General features: G+C 67.4%; 11 protein-coding genes. All 11 read right to left on the reverse strand.

All coding sequences use genetic code 11. The features are described 5' to 3' along the window. Window positions 1-49: 49 nt before the first annotated feature. Entirely contained in the window at window positions 50-3,625 is a 3,576-nt protein-coding gene (addA, locus tag KIO74_RS15355) for a double-strand break repair helicase AddA (RefSeq protein WP_213332701.1), read from the reverse strand. Beyond that, window positions 3,622-6,771, reverse strand: a complete 3,150-nt coding sequence (addB, locus tag KIO74_RS15360; protein WP_213332702.1) for a double-strand break repair protein AddB — start codon at window positions 6,769-6,771, stop codon at window positions 3,622-3,624. The genes addA and addB overlap by 4 nt, the downstream gene beginning before the upstream one ends. Window positions 6,772-6,773: 2 nt before the next feature. After that, window positions 6,774-7,472, reverse strand: a complete 699-nt coding sequence (locus KIO74_RS15365; protein WP_249731324.1) for a nucleotidyltransferase family protein — start codon at window positions 7,470-7,472, stop codon at window positions 6,774-6,776. A 146-nt stretch (window positions 7,473-7,618) separates the two neighbouring features. Further along, on the reverse strand, window positions 7,619-9,298 hold the full coding sequence (tsaE, locus tag KIO74_RS15370; RefSeq protein ID WP_249731007.1) for a tRNA (adenosine(37)-N6)-threonylcarbamoyltransferase complex ATPase subunit type 1 TsaE: 1,680 nt from the start codon (window positions 9,296-9,298) through the stop codon (window positions 7,619-7,621). 16 nt (window positions 9,299-9,314) lie between these two features. After that, window positions 9,315-11,867 carry a sensor histidine kinase gene (locus KIO74_RS15375; protein ID WP_249731008.1) on the reverse strand — a complete coding sequence of 851 codons (2,553 nt, stop codon included), beginning with the start codon at window positions 11,865-11,867 and terminating at the stop codon, window positions 9,315-9,317. Between the two features lie 350 nt (window positions 11,868-12,217). Continuing rightward, window positions 12,218-13,627 carry an adenosylhomocysteinase gene (ahcY, locus tag KIO74_RS15380; RefSeq protein WP_213332704.1) on the reverse strand — a complete coding sequence of 470 codons (1,410 nt, stop codon included), beginning with the start codon at window positions 13,625-13,627 and terminating at the stop codon, window positions 12,218-12,220. A 376-nt stretch (window positions 13,628-14,003) separates the two neighbouring features. Then, complete coding sequence (gene trpS, locus KIO74_RS15385; protein WP_213332705.1) at window positions 14,004-15,044, reverse strand: tryptophan--tRNA ligase; 1,041 nt, start codon at window positions 15,042-15,044, stop codon at window positions 14,004-14,006. 170 nt (window positions 15,045-15,214) lie between these two features. After that, window positions 15,215-16,762, reverse strand: a complete 1,548-nt coding sequence (gene murJ / locus KIO74_RS15390) for a murein biosynthesis integral membrane protein MurJ (protein ID WP_213332706.1) — start codon at window positions 16,760-16,762, stop codon at window positions 15,215-15,217. Between the two features lie 282 nt (window positions 16,763-17,044). Continuing rightward, window positions 17,045-18,364, reverse strand: a complete 1,320-nt coding sequence (hslU, locus tag KIO74_RS15395) for an ATP-dependent protease ATPase subunit HslU (protein ID WP_213332707.1) — start codon at window positions 18,362-18,364, stop codon at window positions 17,045-17,047. Window positions 18,365-18,374: 10 nt separating this feature from the next. Continuing rightward, the gene (locus tag KIO74_RS15400; protein ID WP_213332708.1) at window positions 18,375-19,451 is read right to left on the reverse strand and encodes a hypothetical protein; all 1,077 of its coding nucleotides are present in this window, start codon (window positions 19,449-19,451) and stop codon (window positions 18,375-18,377) included. After that, entirely contained in the window at window positions 19,448-20,032 is a 585-nt protein-coding gene (gene hslV, locus KIO74_RS15405) for an ATP-dependent protease subunit HslV (protein ID WP_213335435.1), read from the reverse strand. The genes KIO74_RS15400 and hslV overlap by 4 nt, the downstream gene beginning before the upstream one ends. Window positions 20,033-20,058 lie beyond the last annotated feature (26 nt).

The raw sequence follows: 20,058 nt of genomic DNA on the forward strand, positions 1-20,058 counted from the left end.
GGGAACGTAAGAAGCGGGATGGGATGGGTCAAGGAGCAGGCAGCACAAGTCACGCCTGCTTGACAAGCATGAGTGCGGCCTCAAGCGCCTCCGGCGGCACCTTGAACACGCGCGGGCCGCGCGTATAGACGAGGAAAGCCCGGACCGGCCGATCGGGATAGATCTCGGCGAGCAAGGCCGCGTAGACCGCGAGCTGCGCGAGATGGCTCGCCGGGGCCGCATCGAGCGTTGCCGGTGGCCAGTGACTCGTCTTGAAATCCGCCACATGAACGGCGTCCGCGGTGACGGCGAGACGGTCGATCTGGCCCGAGACCGGTACGGCCTCATCATCAATGGTGATCGCGCCAGCGATCGGCACCTCGGCGCGGCTCGATGGGCCGAACAAGGCCGCAAGGTCCGGCCGGGCGAGCACCGCCAGCGCGTCCGTGACGATGCCATCCCGCGTCGCGGCGTCGAGGCCGGTGGCGCGCACCTCCAGAAGCGCCGCGATCTCCCGTGCCATGGCCTCTCCGCCGCGCATGAGGCCCTCCGGCAGATGCTGCAGGAGTTTGTGCAGGAAGTCGCCCCCGAGCCGAGCCGCGCGGCGCGCGTCCTCATCACGCCGGGAACGCGGCGGCGCTCCCAAAGGACCGGCCAGAGGACCTCCAGAAGGAAAACCAGCCGCCTCCGGAAGCTGATCCGCCGCGCCAAGGGCGCTTGACGGCCTGAGCGGGGGGCGCGCCTCGGCTTCCGGCGGCAGGCGGCGATCGAGCCAGGCGGGCAGGCTCGGCAAAGCCACCGCGGCCGCGGCCGGCGGCGCGGAGGGGCTCGCCGGCCGCGCGGGATCCCGCCAACGCCAGACGGTGCCGTTGCCGTGGGGAGCCGGAGCCTCGACGAGCCCGTATGCGCCGGCCTCCAGCCCCTTGCGAATCATCGCCGGCCAGCTCTTCTCCGGCAATGGCCGGAAGTCGCCGGTCTTGGCGTCGCGGCCAAGGCTCGTGTAGGAGGCCACCACCAGCCGCTCCTTGGCCCGGGTCATGGCCACATAGAGCAGGCGATTGTGCTCCTCCTCCGCCTCGCGCCGCAATCTGTCGCGCACCCCTGCGACCGCCGCGGGATCGAGCTCGCTCCTCGGTGACCAGATCGGCAAGGCAGGGCCATCGCGGCCGGCAATGGCGAAAAGCTTGGGATCGGTGCGCCCGGTCGGCACATCGCAGCCATCCGCAAGGATGACGACGGGTGCCTCCAGTCCCTTGGCACCGTGCACGGTCATGACGCGGATCTCATCATGGCCATCTTCGAGATCGCGCTTCACCTCGCGTTCGGCCTCGCCGAAGGCGACGAGGAAACCCGCCAGGGACGGTGCCTGCCGCCGTTCATAGCCGAGCGCCGCGGCCATGAATTCGTCGATGGCGTCGCCCGCCTCGGCGCCGAGGCGGGCCACCAACCGGCGGCGCCCACCGCCGGGACCGATCAGATGGGCGTAGAAGGCGAAGGGACCGCCCCGGCGTGCCCGCTGGCGCCAGTCCGCCAGCAGCCCGACGGCGCGCACGGCCCGCTCATTGCCCGCTTCCGCCGCCAGCGCCAAGGCGTGGTCGAGCGATTGCTCCTCGGGCCGCTCGGCGCCGATGCGCATGAGGTCGTCGTCGTCGAGGCCAACGAGCGGCGATTTCAGGAGCGCCGCGAGCGTCAGGTCGTCCGCCGGCAGCAAGGCCGCGCGGCCGGCCGCGACGAGGTCGCGCACCGCGATATGTTCGGTGACCTTGAGCCGGTCGGCGCCGGCCACCGGCAGGCCGGTGTCCTTCAGCGCGCGGATCAGGGATTCGTAGAAGCCGCCGCGCTTGCGCACCAGGATGAGGATGTCGCCGGGCGAGAAGCGCCGGCCGTCGTCGCCCCCGCCTGTCCAGTGCTTCACGGCCCGCGCGATGCGCCGCGCAAGCCGCACCTGGGGCGATCCCTCCTCGAGCTCATCGACGGGCAGCGTCCAGGCTTCCGCATCGACCACCTCCGTGGGGCGTTCGGCCTCCCAGAACTCGACAAGGCCCGCGAGCTGCGGCCGGGCGCTCTCATGGACCGTGCCGACGGCATCGTCATCGAAGGACAGGCCCTGGAAATGCTGGGGATCGGCGAAGACCGCATCGACCGCCTTCAACACCTCCGGCGCCGAGCGGAAGGACACTGTCAGGCGCACATCCTCGAAGGCTTGGCCAGCGGCCTCGACGCGCCGGCGGAAATAGCGGCCGCTGTCGTCGAACTCGCGTGGCGCCGCGCCCTGGAAACCGTAGATGGACTGCTTGGGATCACCCACCGCGAACAGCGTCCGCCGCGTCAGCGCGGCGCTGTCGCCAGCGGTGAACTCTTCCGCGAGCGCCTTGAGGATGCGCCACTGCTCCGGGCTCGTATCCTGCGCCTCGTCGACCAGGATGTGGTCGATGCCGGCATCGAGCTTGTAAAGCACCCAGGCCGCCTCATGGCGGGCGAAGAGATCGACCGTGCGGGCGATCAGATCGTCGAAATCCAGCGCGCCGCGTGCGTTCTTGGAGGCCTCGACGCGGGTGAAGACCGCGCTCGCGAGCGTCAGCAGGGCGGCTGTGCGCTCGACGGCGAGCACAGCCTTGAGCCGTCCGGTCAGCCCGGCGAGGCGATCGCGCTCGTCGCGGAGCTGCTGGACCAGGTCTGGATCAATGGCTTTCGTGCCGAAGCGACTGTCTGAACGCGGCTCGCCAGCCTGGGTAAAAAACACAGATTGATAGGCGGCTAATTTGTCGGCCGGGTTCGTTGCGGCGAGCGCTGCCCGGAAGCAGTCGGCCAGAGCCTGATCCGTCGTTTTGCCAGCGGCCAGTGCCGTGATGATGTCGGGCCAATCGGCCTCGGGGATGCCCTCCCCCAGCATCTGGCGTTCCACGCTGGCGCGATCGTCGGCGGGCTCGAGGCCGAGCGCGGCCTTGATGGCGTCGGTCGCGATGCCTCCGCCTGACGGCCCGGGTTCCCTGGAAAGGCCCTGCCGCAGCAAGGCCTTGGCGCGCAATGCCTCGGCAAGGGCCTTGTCGATGGTGACATCGCCCGCCTCCTCCACCAGCCGGGCCAGAGCCGCAGCGAGCGCCGGGGCGCGGCCGGCGATGGCATCGCTGATCACGGCGACGCGGGCGCGGGCGAGAAGATCGGCGGCATCCGTGTCGTCCAGCACCTCGAAGCGGGCCGGGACATTCGCCTCGAAGGGGAAGAGATGCAGAACGCGCTCGCAGAAGGCGTGGATGGTCTCGATCTTCAGCCCGCCGGGCGTCTCGATGGCGCGCGCGAAGAGCCGCCGGGCGACCGCACGGAGATCGGCGGTCGGCGGCTTGCCGGTGAGGCGAAGCAAGGCGGCGTCGAGTGCTGCGTCATCCAGCGCGACCCAGCGGCCGAGGTCGTCGAACACCCGGTTCGACATATTGGCGGCGGCGGCCTTGGTGAAGGTGAGGCAGAGGATGCGCCCGGGCTCCGCGCCCGCCAGCAGAAGCCGCAGCACCCGGTTGGCGAGCACGGTGGTCTTGCCGGAGCCGGCATTGGCCGACACCCAGGCCGAGGCGGCCGGATCAGCTGCCCGATGCTGGTCATGGATGACGCGACCGATGACCTCATCAGCGGACGGAGGCGTAACGCTCATTCGCCGCCTCCCTCGTCGCCGCCGGTGGACCATTCGCGCACCCGCGCCAGATGGTCATAGACACCCTCGCGCTTGGCGTATTCGGCGAAGGGCCGTGAGGCGAAGCCGATCTCACCACGGCAATAGCGCGACAGAAGCTGCGCCAGCCGGGTGGGATGCTCGGTGACGAGATCCGCGACACTCCGGGTTTCGCCCCGCTCCGGCTGCACCGGCCGGGGCTTGAGAGGCTCCTTGCCGCCGGTGGCGCCGACATAAAGCAGCTCTATCCGATCCGCGGGCATGGACGCCGGGCCCTTGAAACCGCCCGCGACCAGCATGGCGGCTTCCAGGGTCATCTGCGGCGCGAAGCCGGCGAAGATCTGCTTGGGCGTCGGCACCTGGCCCGTCTTGAAATCCACGATCACTGCGAGGTTGTCGTTTTCCTCGACGCGGTCGGCGCGCCCCCGCAGGGAAAAGCTCGATCCGTCCGCGAGCACGAGATCGAGCGCGCCGGAAATCTCGGCATGGAGCCGCCCCAGGCCCGGACGGCGGGCGGCCTCCCATGCCACATAAGCCTCCGCGAGCCTGAGGAAGCGCGGCCACCACAGGGCCATGACGTCGGGATAGGCCCCATAGGGCGCGAACACTTCACGGCCGATCGCGGTGAGAGCGGCGAGCGCATCGGCCGGGAGGGCTCCCGGGTAAGTGTTGGCGAAACTGCCAAGCGCCTCATGGACGAGATTGCCGCGGTCAGCTGCGCCCGGAGGCACCGCGAGGCCGTCCAGCGGATCGAGCTTCAGCACATGCCGGGCGTAGATGGCATAGGGGTCACGCACCAGCGTCTCGACCTCGGTGACGCTGAGGGAGCGCGGAATGAGGTGGAGCGGCGGCTTCGGCATCGGCCGACGCAGGGAGGGCTCAGCCGGTGCGTGTTCCAAGGCCTCGGCCCAGGCGAGGATCGTGCGGCCGCGCGCGCGAACCGCCTCCCAGGCCTCGCCTCCCGCCAGCGCCTTCATGCGCTGCAGAAAGCGCGATGGCACGGTCGGCGCCCCCTCGCGCTTCAACGAACGGGTGATCACCGCGTCACGCGTGCCCAGGGCCTCGACGAAGTCATGGGCGGTCTGGCCGATGCGCCGCTCCGGCGGGCTCATCCCGAGCGCGGTGCGCATGGGGCGATTGAGGAAGGCGTCCGTCCGCACCACCGGCGGCCAGATGCCCTCGTCGAGGCCGCCCAGCACGATCCTGTCGGCGGTGAGGAGGCGGGCCTCCAGCAGCCCGAAGACCTTGGCGCGGCGATGCGCGGCCTCGCCCCGGCGCAGCACGCGCTCCGCCAGGAGCCCCGCAAAGAAGGCCGGATAATCCCCCGGGCGGCCGATGAGCTCAGCGGATTTTACGACGGCGAGATCATCGAACAGGCTGGCGAGGTCTCCCCAGCCATCGGCGCGCGGCGGATCCCAATCCTCCTCCGGCGCGCGTGCCGAGACCGCGCGCAAAACTGCGTCGTGGGCTGAGGCCATCGCGACGAGGTCGGCCGCACCATCCGCGAAACTCCTGACGTCGAGGGGGGCGAAGGCGGCCTCCAGCGCGTCAAGCAGCGCCGCCACGCGTTCCCAGGCCGAGGGGCCAAGGCGCCGCAGGGGACGTGGGCTGCGACGGCTCGCGGCCTCTCTCCGGCGTTCGGGGAGAACGGCCTTCAACCCGGCGATGCCGGGCGGTGCCTCCGGCCCGCGCAGCAGGCCGATCTCAAGCTCCGTTGCCGCCTGACGCGCCGTCGCGAAGCTCTGTCCGAAGGTCGCGTCGGGGTGATTGAGGAGCGCGAGCAGGTCCGGTGCAGCGAAATCGGCAAACGCCACATCAGCGACGAGCTGGGCGAGGCTGCCGGCGCGCGAGCGGCTGAGCGGCAGCCCGGCCGAATCTTCCACCGCGATATCCCAGCGGGCGAGCTCGGCGATGGTGCGTTCGGCCAACATGCGATCCGGCGTGACGAGCGCGACTGTCGCGCCCGGCGTCTCCAGCGCCTCGCGCATGGCGAGCGCCGCGGCCAGCGCCTCGGAACGTTCATCCGGCGCCTCCACAAGGGTGAGGCCCGCAAGGGCGGCGCGTGTCGTCGTGGCGAAGTCTCCCGTGCCCTGGCGATACTCCGCCCAGACGTGGGTGGTCTCGGCCGGGCGCAGCGCCTCGGCGAGGAAGCTCGCGCGGGCCGCGACCTCCGGGGGAAGATCGGCGAGTTCCTGAACCTCGGCGCGGTCGATGCCAATGGTGGTGATGAGACGTTGCAAGGCGGCTTGGGGATGGCCGTGTCTCGCATCCGCGATAGCGCGCCACGAGGGTTCGTCCAGCCCGCGATCGAGGCCTGGCAGGACGACAGCGCCCTGCGGCAGCCGCGATACGGCGGCGATGAGATGGGCCGTCGCCGGCACCGAGCCGGTGGACCCGGCGACGATCATCGGCGCCTCCGGCCGTTCACGGGCGAGCCGTTCGGCGTCAGCGAGGATGATGGCGTTGCGCCGGCTGACGGGATCGCTCGCGCCACGGTCCGCCAGAATCTGCGGCCAGGTCTCGGCGGCGATTTTCAGGAAGTCGAGCGTGATGCCGTAGTAGCGGGAATAGCGATCCTCCACGAGGCTGTGCAGGCTCTCCCAAGCAATACCCTCGGTGGCAAGCGCGTCCATGAGGCGGGCGAGATCCCCCGCGAGCCCGAGCGCATCGGCCGGGGAAGCCGGCACGAGCAATGGCTCGTGATCGTCAAGCCGCAGGAGGGCGCGATCGACGGCCTTGGCCCAGGCGAGCACCAGCCGCGTCAGGATGAGGCGTCGTTCCGTCTCGCCGATCGCCGGCGGGAAGCCGGTAAAGTCCCCCTCGCCCATTCCGCCAAGGTCGGCGGCAAGGGCAATCTCGGCATCATCGACATCACCCAGCGGCACGATGCGCGGGAGAAGCACCGCCCGCCCGCCACAGCGCTCGGCGAGAAGGGTCGTCAGGGCCCGCGCCGCGCGGCGGGTGGGCAGGAAGATGGTAGTATCGGCGAGCGCCAGCGGATCGACGGTGCCATCGGAAAGCCCGAGGCCGGGCAGGATGCGCCCGGAGGCCAGCGCCTCGACCAGCGTCGGCAGAAAGGGCGCGCCCGGCGCAATGGTGAAGACCCTCGGCGATGGCGCCCTTGCCATCCTTACCTCGCGCTCGCGACGAAGGTCTCTTCGGCGAGCTTGACGGCGGCCGGCGTGCCGACATGCAGCCACTGGCCGTCGAGCCTGACGCCATAGAGACGGCCGGCGGTAATGGCGCGATCGAACAGGAGGTTCAGTGAAAAGGAACCCTCGGGGGTATTCTCGAACAGCTCCGGCTTGGCAATGGCTACGCCGGCGTAGATGAACGGCGCGAGTTCCCGCTCGCCCCGCCGACGCAGGACACCGGCCGGATCCATCGTGAAATCGCCGTAGCCCTCATCGCCGATGCTGGTGGCGCCGGAAGCGAGGAGGAGCAGGATATCCATGCGCGCGGGATCCCAGATCCGCCCCATGCGCGCGATATTGCCGTGTGGCCCCTCGAGCCATAGCGAATCGGTGTTGATGATGAAGAACGGATCCGGCCCGAGCAGCGGCAGGGCCTTCTTGATGCCGCCCCCCGTCTCCAGGAGCTTGCCGCGCTCGTCGGAAATGATGATATCCGGCGCCTTGCGGCGCTTGAGATGCTGCTCCACGAGATCGGCGAGATAATGGACATTGACCACGGCCCGCTTCACCCCGGCGGCCGCCAGCCTGTCGAGCCCATGGTCGAGCAGGGAGCGGCCCGCGATGCGGATGAGGGGTTTGGGGGTCGTCGCCGTGATCGGGCGCATGCGCTTGCCGAGGCCGGCGGCCAGCACCATGGCGGTGATCGGCAATTGCCCGGCTTCTCGGCCCGCATGCTGGTCTGCCGTGCGGCCGGCATTCGCGGGAGAATCTATCGTCGAACCGTCTGTCATCGTGGATCGATCTTGAGGGGGGCCGCCCTCCGGATCTTGGGAAGCGGCCGCTACGCGGGGGGGCGGGCGACGAGGCCCGGCAGGCGAGCCTCATACCAGAGCTTCAGCTCCGACAACACCGGATGTGCGAGATTGCGCGCGAGATAGTCCTGCATCCGTGGCAGATGATCGAGATATTGGGGTTTGCCGTCGCGCTTGTCGAGCCGCACGAATGTCCCGAACAGCTTGGTCGCGCGCTGCGCGCCCAGAATAGCGTAAGCCTCGGCGAAGCTCGCCACGTTGAATTCGGGATGGCTCACCCGGCGCAGCTTCGCGTAATGCGCGATGAGTTCAAGCTCGAGTGCGGCGGGCATTGTCACCCGCGCGTCCTGCAGCAGGGCCACGACGTCATAGGCCGGATGCCCCAGCACGGTATCCTGCAGATCGATGAGCCCGACGCGCGCCAGCCCTTGCCGCTGCGGCAGCCAGAACAGGTTGGGGGAGTGCATGTCGCGGAGCGTCCATGTCTGCGGAATATTGGTCTGAGGGATATTGCTCTGCGGGCCGGACACCACCTGCCCGAGGAGCTCCGTCCAGACCTTAATGAAATCGGAACGGGCCGCCGCGCCGAGGGAGCCGCCGCCCTTGTGCGGGGCGTACCAGTCGAGCAGCAACTCGACCTCGATCAGGAGTGCCTCCAGATCATAGGGCTGCAGGATATGCTCGCGGCCGTCCATGACAGGCAGGACGCTTGGCAGGTCCTTGTCGTGCAAGGCGGCGAGGACGCCTATGGCCTCGCGATAGCGCTCCGGGATGGGACCGTCCGCATTGGTCACGGGCTCCTTGCCGAGATCCTCGACCAGCACGAGGCCCTGGTCGAGATCGGCTCCGTAGATCTCGGGGGCGCTGAAGCCCTCCGCGCGCAGGCCCTGCGCCACGGCGACGAAGGCGTCGACGCGCTCGGCCAGCTTCGCGAGCTCATGATAGGGCCGCCCGTTGCGGATGGCCGGCCCGGCGAGACGCGGTGGGGCGATCATCAGGATCGCGGTCTCACCGCTGTCCTTGTGCAATCGGTCATACAGCCGAACCGAGGCATCGCCCTGGATGTGCTCACGGCGCGCCTCGCCCCAGCCGGCCTTCTCCAGCAGGCGGCGCAGCGATTGCAGCCGGGCGAGACGCGGCGCGAAACGGCCCGTGCCGGTCAATCTGACGCGCCGGGCCTCGTAGTTGTCGCCGTTCACATGGGTCAGCGCGACATCCAGCCTGTCGGCGGAGAGAACGCCCGCCGCCCGGTCCGGCCATTCGACAAGGACGATGGCCTCCTCGCTCGCCTCGTCCCAGCCGAGATCCTCAAGCTCCGCGGCGTGACCCACGCGATAGAGATCCGCGTGGACCACCGTGCCGTGGCCGGTCTCGTAGAGCTGCATCAGCGTGAAGGTCGGGCTCGGCACCTCGAGGGCGGGATCATCCGCGAGAATGCGGATCAGCGCCCGCGCGAAGGTCGTCTTGCCCGCGCCGAGGTCGCCCGACAGTGTCACGAGATCACCGGGCCTGAGCTCCTCGGCGAGAAGATGGGCCAGAGCCTCGGTTCCCGCCTCGTTGTCGATGGGAAAATCCCAGGTCGCCTCCGCCCGGCGGCTGTCTTCGCGCACGAGCGCGGGCGCGGGCGGCGAGAGGAGGCTGTTGATGGTCGTGGCGGCAGCCGCGCCGTCTGTGGTGTCGTCGAACGCCATTACTGTCACCGCCGTCATGCGCGTCACACTGCTCTTATTCGGCCGCGACGCGGGCTAGCCCGCCGGCTGCCGGGAAATGACACACGACCGTTGTTCCGCGGCCCGTGCCGGTTTCGAGTTCGACATGGCCGCCGTGCAGTTCCACGAAGGACCGCACGATGGAAAGTCCCAGACCCACGCCGCGATGACGAGAGCCGATCGCGTAGCTCTCGAACCGATCAAAGACATGGGCCTTAATCTCGGGCGGGATGCCCGGCCCCTCGTCGGCCACCGAGAACAGGATCTCGTCGTTCTGCTTGTAGGCCGACACCTTGACCCTTTGTCCCATCGCTGAAAAGCCCACCGCGTTCGACAGGAGGTTGAACAGCACCTGGCGCACGCGCTTGGCATCCGCGATGAAGACGCCGATGCTGGGCGCCACCTCGATATCGAGCTGAATATTGCGTTCGACGAGCCGGTCGTCCAACCCGCGCACCGCGGCCGCGATCGTCTCGCGCGCATCCACCGGTCCGAGGTCGAGCTCGATCGATCCGTTGTCGATGGTGGCGAGATCGAGAATGTCGTTGATGATGGCGAGCAGCGCGGCCGACGACTTGGTGATATGGGAGGTGTATTCGCGCTGGCGCGCGTTCAGGGCACCGACCGTCTCGTCCCCAAGGAGCTGGGTGAAGCCAATGATGTTGGTGAGCGGCGAACGCAGCTCATAGGAGACGTGGTGGACGAAATCGTCGCGCAGGCGCGAGGTTTTTTCCAGCGCGTCGTTCCGCTCGGTCAGGACCCGCTCCACATCGACCGCCGCCGTGACATCGGTGAAGGTGATCAGCGTGGACCCGTCGGGCAGTGGCGCCGTCACGCAATCGACGACCGTGCCGTCCGGGCGCTTGATGCGCTGTGAATGACTGGTGCGCGTGTCGTACAGGCCCGTCACCGCCATGCGCAATTCGCTCCAGTCGTCATCCTCGGAGAGGTGACCGCAGAGCGCCACTATCGCGTCGATATGGGGATGCCCGGCCAGAAGCGAGGGCTCCAGATTCCAGATGGTAGCGAAAGCCGGGTTGAAGAGCGTCAGGCTGCCGTCGGCGGCAAAGACGACCACGCCTTCCCGGAGCGAATCCAACGTCTCGCCGCGTGCCCGAACGAGGGCGTTGTAGCGCGATTCCATCTGGACGCGCTCCGTGACATCGTCGAAGAGATAGGTGACGCCGCCCTTCGGCGCGGGATTGCCGATCACCCGCAGGGTGCGGCCATCCGGCAGATACCACCAGTGCTCCTGCGTCTCCAGAGACTTGTATCCGGCCAGGATCTCGTTCCTCCAGACGCGGAAGTCCGCCTGCTCGGGAAGACGGCGCTCAGAGCGCAGCCGATCGAGGATTTCACCGTCCTTGGGCCGGGAATCGAGGAACTCGGCGTCGAGCTGCCAGAACTCGCGATACGCCGCATTGTAGAACACCAGCCGCTCGTTGCCGTCGAAGCTCGCCACCGCGGTCGGCAGCTGATCCAGCGTGCGCACATGCGCCTGCATCTGCCTCTGCAGATCGAGCCGCATTGCCTCCAGCTCGGACACATCGGTGGCTATACCGGCGCTGCCCTCCCCGGTCGGAGTTTCCACGACGTCGAGCGTGCGGCGCTGGCCCGCGATAATCGCCGCGACCCGCGCCTTGTAGGCGCCACCGCCGTCGCGGGCTTCCCGCGATGCCAGACGAGTCGGTTCGTCCAGAAGCTCAAGGCGGCGCTCGATGGCGTCGCGCCCGTCACTCGCCTCCACGGCGCGGCCATAGGCGGCGTTCACCCAGAGAACTTCGCCGTCCCCATCCCTCAGCCAGACCGGTTGGGGAAGCGCATCAAGGAGCGCCTGCAAGCCTTCCAGATCGCCGCGCGTCGTGATCAGCGCATCATGCGCGCGCACGAGTTCGAGCCGCTCGGCGGTGATTTCGCGCAGCCGCAGCACTGCCTGCCCGCTGATCGCGCTGCCTTCGGCCTCGAAATAGAGGCCGGAGACCGAGCGCAGGACCAGATGGAAGGCCTCGCCGTTGCGCTTGAGATGGCCAAGGGATGTCTCCAGGGCCTGGGCGCTGGCGGCTGTGAGCCAGGAGCCAAAGGCAAGGATGCGGCGTGGCGAGGCGCCTTCGCCGACAACGGACACATCCCCTTCGATGACGGGATCGTCGTCCTTATGGCCGAAACTGATGACGACGCGGTGTTCGGCCGCGAAGATCACATCGGCACGATCGCAGCGCAGCTGCAGCTGCGCCACTTCCGCGGACAGGGCGTCCTCCCGCTCGCGCGCACGGCGGCGTTCCCGGAGGTGGAAGAAGGCTGTCGCGGCTGCAAAAAGCGTCAAGCCGCCCATGATGGCGAGCGGCACGGCCGTTTCGAGATAGCCGCCGGAGCCCGGCGCGCGAGCGAGCCATCCGGCCAGCGAGAACCCTTCAGCCATCCCCGGCGCGGGCTGGGCCACGGAGGGAACCGCGAAAATGCCCAGCGTCAGGACGGAGACCCCGCCACCCAGCGCTGCGGCTGGCGCCAGGACAGGTCTGGAGCCGGCTTTGGCCTCGGTCTTGCTCCGCTGATGTCCGAAACGCGCCATTCTCGCCACGATCCCCCGCTTCATCGCCACGCGATTCAACCCGCTTCACTCAAGATTCTGCCTGAACCGACCCATGCGCCCAAACCGACCCGTGCGCCCAAACCGACCCGTGCGCCCAAGCCTCGAAACCACGATATCCGACCCTCGATAGCGCAAGCCGACCGCATCACGCCCAACGGGGGCGGCGCGAGCTACGCAAACCAGTCAATGGCCGAATCAGTTTCACTGTATCGTTTGCCAGACTCCCTCAGGAAGTGGTTAACGGACGCAAAAAAAACACCCGGCCTGTGAAGACCGGGTGCTGTGTCTTTGCTGCCGATGCGGCGTCAGCCGGGATCGGCCGATTCGGATCAGTAACGATAATGATCGGGCTTGTACGGGCCCTGCGGCGTCACGCCGATATAGGCGGCCTGCTCGGCGCTGAGCTCCGTGAGCTTCACACCGATCTTAGCGAGATGCAGGCGTGCGACCTTCTCGTCGAGGTGCTTGGGAAGCGTATAGACCTTCTTGTCGTACTGTCCCTGCTTGGTGAACAGCTCGATCTGGGCCAGCGTCTGGTTGGTGAAGGATGCCGACATCACGAAGGACGGATGGCCCGTGGCGTTGCCGAGGTTCACGAGGCGCCCCTCCGACAGGAGGATGATGCGCTTGCCGTCGGGGAACTCAACCTCGTCCACCTGCGGCTTCACGTTGTGCCACTTGAAGTTCTTGAGGCCCGCGACCTGAATTTCGTTGTCGAAATGGCCGATGTTGCAGACGATCGCCCGGTCCTTCATGCCGCGCATATGCTCGACGGTGATGATGTCCTTGTTGCCGGTGGCCGTGACATAGATGTCGGCACGCGGCAGGGCGTCCTCGATGGTGGCGACTTCATAGCCTTCCATCGCCGCCTGGAGGGCGCAGATCGGATCGACTTCCGACACCAGCACGCGGGCGCCGGCCTGACGCAGCGAGGCGGCAGAGCCCTTGCCCACGTCGCCGAAGCCGGCCACGAAGGCGACCTTGCCGGCCATCATCACGTCGGTGCCACGGCGGATGCCATCGACCAGCGACTCGCGGCAGCCGTAGAGATTGTCGAACTTCGATTTCGTGACGCTGTCATTGACGTTGATCGCCGGGAAGAGCAGCTTGCCGTCCTTCTCCATCATATAGAGGCGATGCACGCCCGTGGTCGTCTCCTCGGAGACGCCGCGGATCGACTTGGCGAGCTCGGCGAACCAGCCCTTGGGCTTCTCGGCCAGGGTCTTCTTCAGGAGCGCGAAGAGCACCTCCTCCTCTTCCGAGGAGGCCTTGTCGAGGAAGGCGGTGTCGCCGTTCTCGGCACGCAGCCCGAGATGGACGAACAGGGTCGCGTCACCGCCGTCGTCGAGGATCATGTTCGGCATACCGCCGCCATGCCACTCGAACAGCTTGCGGGTGTAATCCCAATAGTCGGTCAGCGTCTCGCCCTTGATGGCGAACACCGGCGTGCCGGCGGCGGCGATGGCCGCTGCAGCGTGGTCCTGGGTCGAATAGATGTTGCAGGACACCCAGCGCACGTCAGCGCCAAGCGCCTTCAGCGTCTCGATGAGCACGGCGGTCTGGATCGTCATATGCAGGGAGCCGGCGATGCGGGCGCCCTTGAGCGGCTGTGCCGCGCCGTACTCTTCGCGGACAGCCATCAGGCCGGGCATTTCGCTCTCGGCGATGGCGATTTCCTTGCGGCCCCAATCGGCCAGCGAGATATCCTTGACGATGTAGTCCTGGGCAGCGGTGGACATGGCGCGATTTCCGTTCTGATGCGATAGCGCGGCCTCTATAGCAGGCTGCGGCGAGACGCGCAATAAAGACATAAAGAAGTCTTTATATGGCTAAATGTGCGCTTTGGGAGATGGCGGCAATCTCAAGCGCGGCGTTCCCCCACCCCTTACCCTCCCCGCAAAGGGTGAGGTGTCTCGCGTTGAGACTGCTGAACAAAAGCCACTGGCCTCCGCGTTTCCCGACACCCGATTTGACGGAAATGCACTACGTCGCCGCGCCCCTCCCCTTTGCGGGGAGGGTGAGGGGTGGGGTACACCCGATGACGAAAAAGCCCGGAGGGCTAATGCCTTCCGGGCTCGAATCGTGTGCGAAATGATTGCTATCGCGGCGAAGCGCTTACTTCGCCCTGACGAAGCCGAGGATATCCTTCACCGCGTCGATCGTCGGCTTGGCGATCGCCCGGGCGCGGTCGGCGCCGTCGATCAAAACGGAATCAATATAGGCCGGGTCATCGACGAGGCGCTTCATCTCGGCGCCGAGCGGACCGAGCCGATCGACGGAGAGGTCGATCAACGCCGCCTTGAAGGCGGAGAACTGGCCGCCGCCGTAGTCGCGCAGCACCTCGGTGCGCGGAATACCCTTCAGCGCCGCGAAGATGCCGACCAGGTTGTCCGCCTCGGGCCGGCCTTCCAGCCCCTTCTCCTCCGACGGCAGGGGCTCCGGATCGGTCTTAGCCTTGCGGATCTTCTGGGCGATGGTGTCCGCGTCATCGGTCAGGTTGATGCGCGAATAATCCGACGGATCGGACTTCGACATCTTCTTGGTGCCGTCGCGCAAGGACATGATGCGCATGGCCGGCCCCTGGATCAGCGGCTCGGTCAACGGGAAGAAGGCGCCATTAAAGCCGTTCGCGGCGATCGACGCGGCGTAGTCGTTGTTGAACTTCTGCGCGATGTCGCGGGTCAGCTCCAGATGCTGCTTCTGGTCCTCGCCCACGGGAACATGGGTCGCCCGGTAGATCAGGATGTCGGCGGCCATCAGGGAGGGATAGGCGTAGAGCCCGAGCGAGGCATTCTCGCGGTCCTTGCCGGCCTTCTCCTTGAACTGCGTCATGCGGTTCATCCAGCCGACCCGCGCGACGCAGTTGAACACCCAGGCGAGTTCGGCGTGTTCCGTCACCTGGCTCTGGTTGAAGACGATGTGGCGCTTGGCGTCGATGCCGGCGGCGAGGAAGGCCGCCGTGACCTCACGGATCTGCCGCTTCAGCTCGGCCGGATCCTGCGGCACGGTGATCGCGTGCATGTCGACCACGCAGTAGATGCAGTCATACTTCTCCTGCAACGGCACGAAGCGCGCGATGGCGCCGAGATAGTTGCCAAGGTGAAGGTTTCCCGTCGGCTGCACGCCGGAGAAAACGCGTTCCTGAAAAGCCGCCATGATGACTCCGTCAACCCCAGCCTCTGCGGGTCAGCCGGCGCCTGTCGGGGATGGCCCATCCATCCCGCATGCGCATCGGCAATGCCCGCATGAAAAAACGTGCGGCGTTATCGCAATGCGCCGACCGGAGCGCAAGGTGCCGCGTGCAAGGTGCCGCGTGATAGCACAGCTCAGGAGCGACGCCATCGTAGAATATGTGGCGCGATCGCACCGGTCGCGAAGGCCATACCGGCATAGAGGGCAAGTCCTCCACCGCATAGCAGCGCGAGCGCGCCGGCCTTCACCGCGAGATGATCCATCACGAGCCATGGCGCGAGCCCGCGCATGCCCGCCACGAGGCCCAAGCCCATCACGAGCGAAGCGGCAAGCAGCAGCATGACGCGGCGCGCCATACCGGCAGTCAGCGCCTCAGCCGTGGACCGCGCGGCCCCCCACAGCACCAGCGCATTGATGCCAAGGCCGAGGCTGAGGCCGAGGCCAATCCCGGCAATGCCCAAGGCAGAGTTGAGCGCGTAGCCGGCCAGTCCCGTTACCACGAGACATGACAGCCCGCCGACAATCGGGATGCGCAAGGCCTCCCGGGCGAAGAAGGGCTGGGCCAGGACCTTGGCGATCGACGCTGCCGGGAGGCCGAGAGCCAGCATGCGCAGGAGCGCCGCCGTGCCCGCCGCATCGTCAGGCCCGAAGGCTCCACGCTGGAAAAGCACCATGGTGATTGGCTCAGCGAGTATGGCCAGCGCTACCGCCGCCGGCAGCGACAGAGCGAGCGCGCCTTCCAGCGCCCGCGCCTGCGCGATGGCCGCGCCGTGATGGTCGCCCGCTGCGAGGCGGGCCGCCACCTCGGACAGCAAGACCGTGCCCACCGCAACGCCGATGAGCGAGAGCGGAAGCTGCGCGACACGATCGGCATAGTAGAGCCAGGACACCGCTGAGGCTTCTTGCGAGGCGACCGCGGTCGCCACGACGACGGCGAGCTGGGTGGCGCCGCTCGCGGCGGTCGCCGGCAGGACACGGCGCGCAAGCCGGCGGATGTCGGGCGTCAACCGAGGGCGGCGCCACGTGAAACCGCCGGGATGACGTAGCAGCGCGACGAGAACGATGCCGAGATGCACAAGGCCGGAGGCGCTGACCGCGAGCGAGAGCCACCAGCCCTGCCGGATCGCGGTCTCCTCGTCAGGCACGTCGAGCATCAGCAGGACGGCGATCATCAGGACATTCACGAGTACCGGCGCCATAGCAGCTGCCGTATAGCGCCGGTCCGCGTTGAGATAAGCGCCGATGAGCGAAGCGAGACCCGCCAGCGCGACAAAGGGGAAGGCCAGACGTGTGTAGGTGACCGCCAGCGCGAATTTGTCCGCGTCGTCGGCGTAGCCGGCGCCCAGCGCCATGACGACAACAGGCGCGGCAAGCTCGACCAGTCCCGTCAGCCCGAGGAGGACCAGGGCCGCGCCACTCATGGCCTGGCCGGCAAAGCGCCACGCCTCGGCCTCCCCCCGCTCCGCGCGGATGCGACTGTAGAGCGGCACGAAGCCGGCATTGAGCCCGCCTTCCCCGAATACGCGACGCGCCACGTTGGGAAGCCGAAACGCGAGCAGGAAGGCATCCGCGGCCATACCGGCGCCGAGCACGCGCGCGATCATGACATCGCGCGCGAAACCGATGAGGCGCGAGGCGATGGCGGCAAGGCCCACGACGAGGCTGGAACGAGCGAGCGACATGCCTGAGGTCTAGCTTATTCGCGGGCTGGGATCAGCGGCTGATTTTTGAGGGTTGGAACGGGCGCCCTACAGGCAACCTCAGTCCTACCTCCCGCACGGACGCCCCCTCCGCCAGCCTGCGGCTGGCACCTTCCCCTGGAAGGGGGAGGATCACTCAGCCTGTGAACGCGCGTTGATCCCTCCCCTCAGGGGAGGGTGGCCTCGCGCAGCGAGGTCGGGTGGGGTTCAACCCGGCCGACCTGTCTCACGTGAAACATTTGGGCGCGGCGGTGGCGACAGAACTCACAGAATGAAGCGGCTAAGGTCCGTGTTCTTGGCGAGGTCACCGACGCCGGAGCGTACATAGTCGCCGGTGATGGTGACCGTTTCGCCACCCCTGTCCGGCGCCGTGAAGGAGATGTCGTCGAGCACACGCTCGATAACTGTCTGCAGGCGGCGGGCACCGATGTTCTCGACGGAGCTGTTCACGTCCACGGCCACCTTGGCGATGGCGTCGATGGCGTCATCGGCGAAGACGAGCTTCACGCCCTCCGTGTCCATCATCGCCACGGACTGCTTGATCAGGCTTGCCTCGGTCTCCGTGAGGATGCGGCGGAAATCCGCCTCGTTCAGCGGTTGCAGCTCCACGCGGATCGGCAGCCGGCCCTGCAGCTCCGGCAAAAGGTCGGACGGCTTCGACACATGGAAGGCGCCGGAGGCGATGAACAGGATATGGTCCGTCTTCACAGGGCCATGCTTGGTGGAGACGGTCGTACCCTCGATCAAGGGAAGCAGATCGCGCTGTACACCCTCGCGCGACACGTCGGCACCGCCACCACGGCCGGATTCCGAGCCGCGCGCGCAGATCTTGTCGATCTCGTCGAGGAAGACGATGCCGTTCTGCTCCACTTCACGGACGGCTTCCTGGGTGATCTGGTCCTGATCGATGAGCTTGTCGCTTTCCTCCGCCAGCAAAGGCTCATAGGCCTCCTTCACGGTGACGCGACGCGTCTTGGAACGGCCGCCCATGGCCTTGCCGAAAATGTCACCGAGATTGATGGCGCCCATCGAGCCGCCCGGCATGCCCGAAAGATCGAACATGGAAATACCCGGCGCTGGGGCCTGGACCTCGATCTCGATTTCCTTGTCGTCGAGCTCACCCGCGCGCAGCTTCCGGCGGAACGAATCACGGGTCGGGGCGCTCGCGTTCGGGCCTACCAGCGCGACCAGCACCCGCTCCTCCGCCGCGATATGGGCCTTCGCCTCGACATCCCGGCGCTTGGCCGTCCGCACGAGGCCGATGCCGACTTCGACGAGGTCGCGGATGATCTGCTCGACATCGCGGCCGACATAGCCGACCTCGGTGAACTTGGTCGCCTCGACCTTGAGGAAGGGCGCGCCCGCGAGCTTGGCAAGGCGCCGCGACACCTCGGTCTTGCCGCAGCCCGTCGGGCCGATCATCAGAATGTTCTTCGGCAGGACCTCTTCCTTCAACGGCCCCGTGAGCTGCTGCCGGCGCCAGCGATTGCGCAGGGCGATGGCGACGGCACGCTTGGCGTCGTTCTGGCCGACGATGTAGCGGTCGAGCTCGGATACGATCTCACGGGGCGAAAAATTGGTCATGTCAGGTCAATCAGGTCACTGGGTTTGGAAGTCGGAGGGTGAGGTTCACCGGCAGTCCCCGCAGGAACAGGCGGCGCAGGGGCTGCCAGCCGGCGCTGAGCAGGAGAATGAAGGCGCCAAGCACGAGCAGCGTCGCCGGCAGCATCAGGTCTGACGCGCCGGCATTGCGCAGCAATGTCCCGCAGGCGATACCGGCATAGATAAGGCCTGACACGAGGATAGCCCGTCGGTCGATGATCACAGCCACGATACCGAGCGCGAGGAAGGCGCCGAGTATGGCCACCGCCTGACCGAGGCTGACCACGCCAAAGTCCGCGCCGATACCCGCGAAGAGGGGATGCACGATCATCGGCGCCGCGGCGAGGTGAAGCCAGAAGGCCACGTCCGTCCGACGGGTCAGGCGCGCCTTGTCGGACATGTCGAAGCGCATGGCGAGGACGAAGATGGCGAGCCCAAGCACGAAAAGCAGGGCTGTCACATGAGTACGCACAATCTCGGGGGCGGCCGCCAGCAGTCCCGCGAGAAGCGCGCCGGCCAGGGCGACGACTCCGGCCGCGACCGTGATCGGGACGCGGAAGCGCAGGTAGTGCAGGAAAGCGGCCACGCTCGTCGCCAGGGCCGCGACGCTCGCGACCATGGGATAGCCATTGACGAAAGCGGGATAGTTGCCTGTGGCGATGTCGACATCGCCGGTCAGTGCCGCAAAGCCGTGGAGCAACGCGAGAAAGGTCGCCCCGACGAAGACGGCGAGAAGCACGATGGATGGCAGCGCCATGCGGCGCCGGCGCGTGAAGAACTCGGCGAGCAACCAGGCGACGATCGCCAGCACCAGCCACGACAGGCCGAGATCGGGCAACAGGGCGCCGCCGATATACCGAACCGCGCCGAGAAACAGAACGAGGCCGAGGGTCACGAAAATGTCGGCGAAACCGGTGATAAGCCGCAATGCCTCATCATCGGGCGTGCGCTGAGCCGCCGGCTGGCTTTCCCCGCCAAGCTCGGCCGCGAGACGATTGAGCGCGTCGGCCTGGTCGGCCGACAGGATGCCACGGCTGACCGCAGTGGCGATGACGCTCTCTTGCATCATGTATCTATACTCTCAATCACGAGATTGCTGTTGGTATAGACACATATGTCGGCGGCGATGCCGAGCGCGCGGCGTACAATGGTTTCAGCATCGTGGTCACTGTCGGCGAGCGCGCGGGCAGCGGCGAGCGCGTAGTTGCCGCCCGACCCGATCGCCATGATCGCCGCCCCATGCAGAAGCTCCGGCTCGAGCACGTCACCAGTACCCGACAGAAGGAGGCCGACATCCTTGTCCGCCACCAGCATCATGGCCTCCAGCCGACGCAGGTAACGGTCCGTCCGCCAATCCTTGGCGAGTTCGACGCAGGCGCGCGTGAGCTGCCCCGGGAACTGCTCGAGCTTGGCCTCCAGCCGCTCGAACAAGGTGAAGGCATCGGCGGTCGCACCGGCGAAACCGGACAGGACTTTTCCTTGGGCCAGCCGGCGAACCTTGCGGGCGTTGCCTTTGATCACGGTCTGCCCGAGGCTGACCTGGCCATCCCCGCCGATGACCACCTTGCCGTTCTTGCGCACCATGAGGATGGTGGTGGCGTGGAAGACGCCGCCCTGGTCGCCGTCATGGTGGGAGCTCGGGTTGTGCATGCGCATGGGGATCTGGCCAGCTTCTG

This window comes from Chelatococcus sp. HY11 (assembly GCF_018398335.1).
Lineage (GTDB): Bacteria > Pseudomonadota > Alphaproteobacteria > Rhizobiales > Beijerinckiaceae > Chelatococcus.

What these genes read in the sequence shown, in the direction of transcription:
- addA (WP_213332701.1), bottom strand. Translation starts at nt 3,625, where the DNA reads ATGAGCGTTACGCCTCCGTCCGCTGATGAGGTCATCGGTCGCGTCATC.
- addB (WP_213332702.1), bottom strand. Translation starts at nt 6,771, where the DNA reads ATGGCAAGGGCGCCATCGCCGAGGGTCTTCACCATTGCGCCGGGCGCG.
- KIO74_RS15365 (WP_249731324.1), bottom strand. Translation starts at nt 7,472, where the DNA reads ATGGTGCTGGCCGCCGGCCTCGGCAAGCGCATGCGCCCGATCACGGCG.
- tsaE (WP_249731007.1), bottom strand. Translation starts at nt 9,298, where the DNA reads ATGACGGCGGTGACAGTAATGGCGTTCGACGACACCACAGACGGCGCG.
- KIO74_RS15375 (WP_249731008.1), bottom strand. Translation starts at nt 11,867, where the DNA reads ATGGCGCGTTTCGGACATCAGCGGAGCAAGACCGAGGCCAAAGCCGGC.
- ahcY (WP_213332704.1), bottom strand. Translation starts at nt 13,627, where the DNA reads ATGTCCACCGCTGCCCAGGACTACATCGTCAAGGATATCTCGCTGGCC.
- trpS (WP_213332705.1), bottom strand. Translation starts at nt 15,044, where the DNA reads ATGGCGGCTTTTCAGGAACGCGTTTTCTCCGGCGTGCAGCCGACGGGA.
- murJ (WP_213332706.1), bottom strand. Translation starts at nt 16,762, where the DNA reads ATGTCGCTCGCTCGTTCCAGCCTCGTCGTGGGCCTTGCCGCCATCGCC.
- hslU (WP_213332707.1), bottom strand. Translation starts at nt 18,364, where the DNA reads ATGACCAATTTTTCGCCCCGTGAGATCGTATCCGAGCTCGACCGCTAC.
- KIO74_RS15400 (WP_213332708.1), bottom strand. Translation starts at nt 19,451, where the DNA reads ATGATGCAAGAGAGCGTCATCGCCACTGCGGTCAGCCGTGGCATCCTG.
- hslV (WP_213335435.1), bottom strand. Translation starts at nt 20,032, where the DNA reads ATGCACAACCCGAGCTCCCACCATGACGGCGACCAGGGCGGCGTCTTC.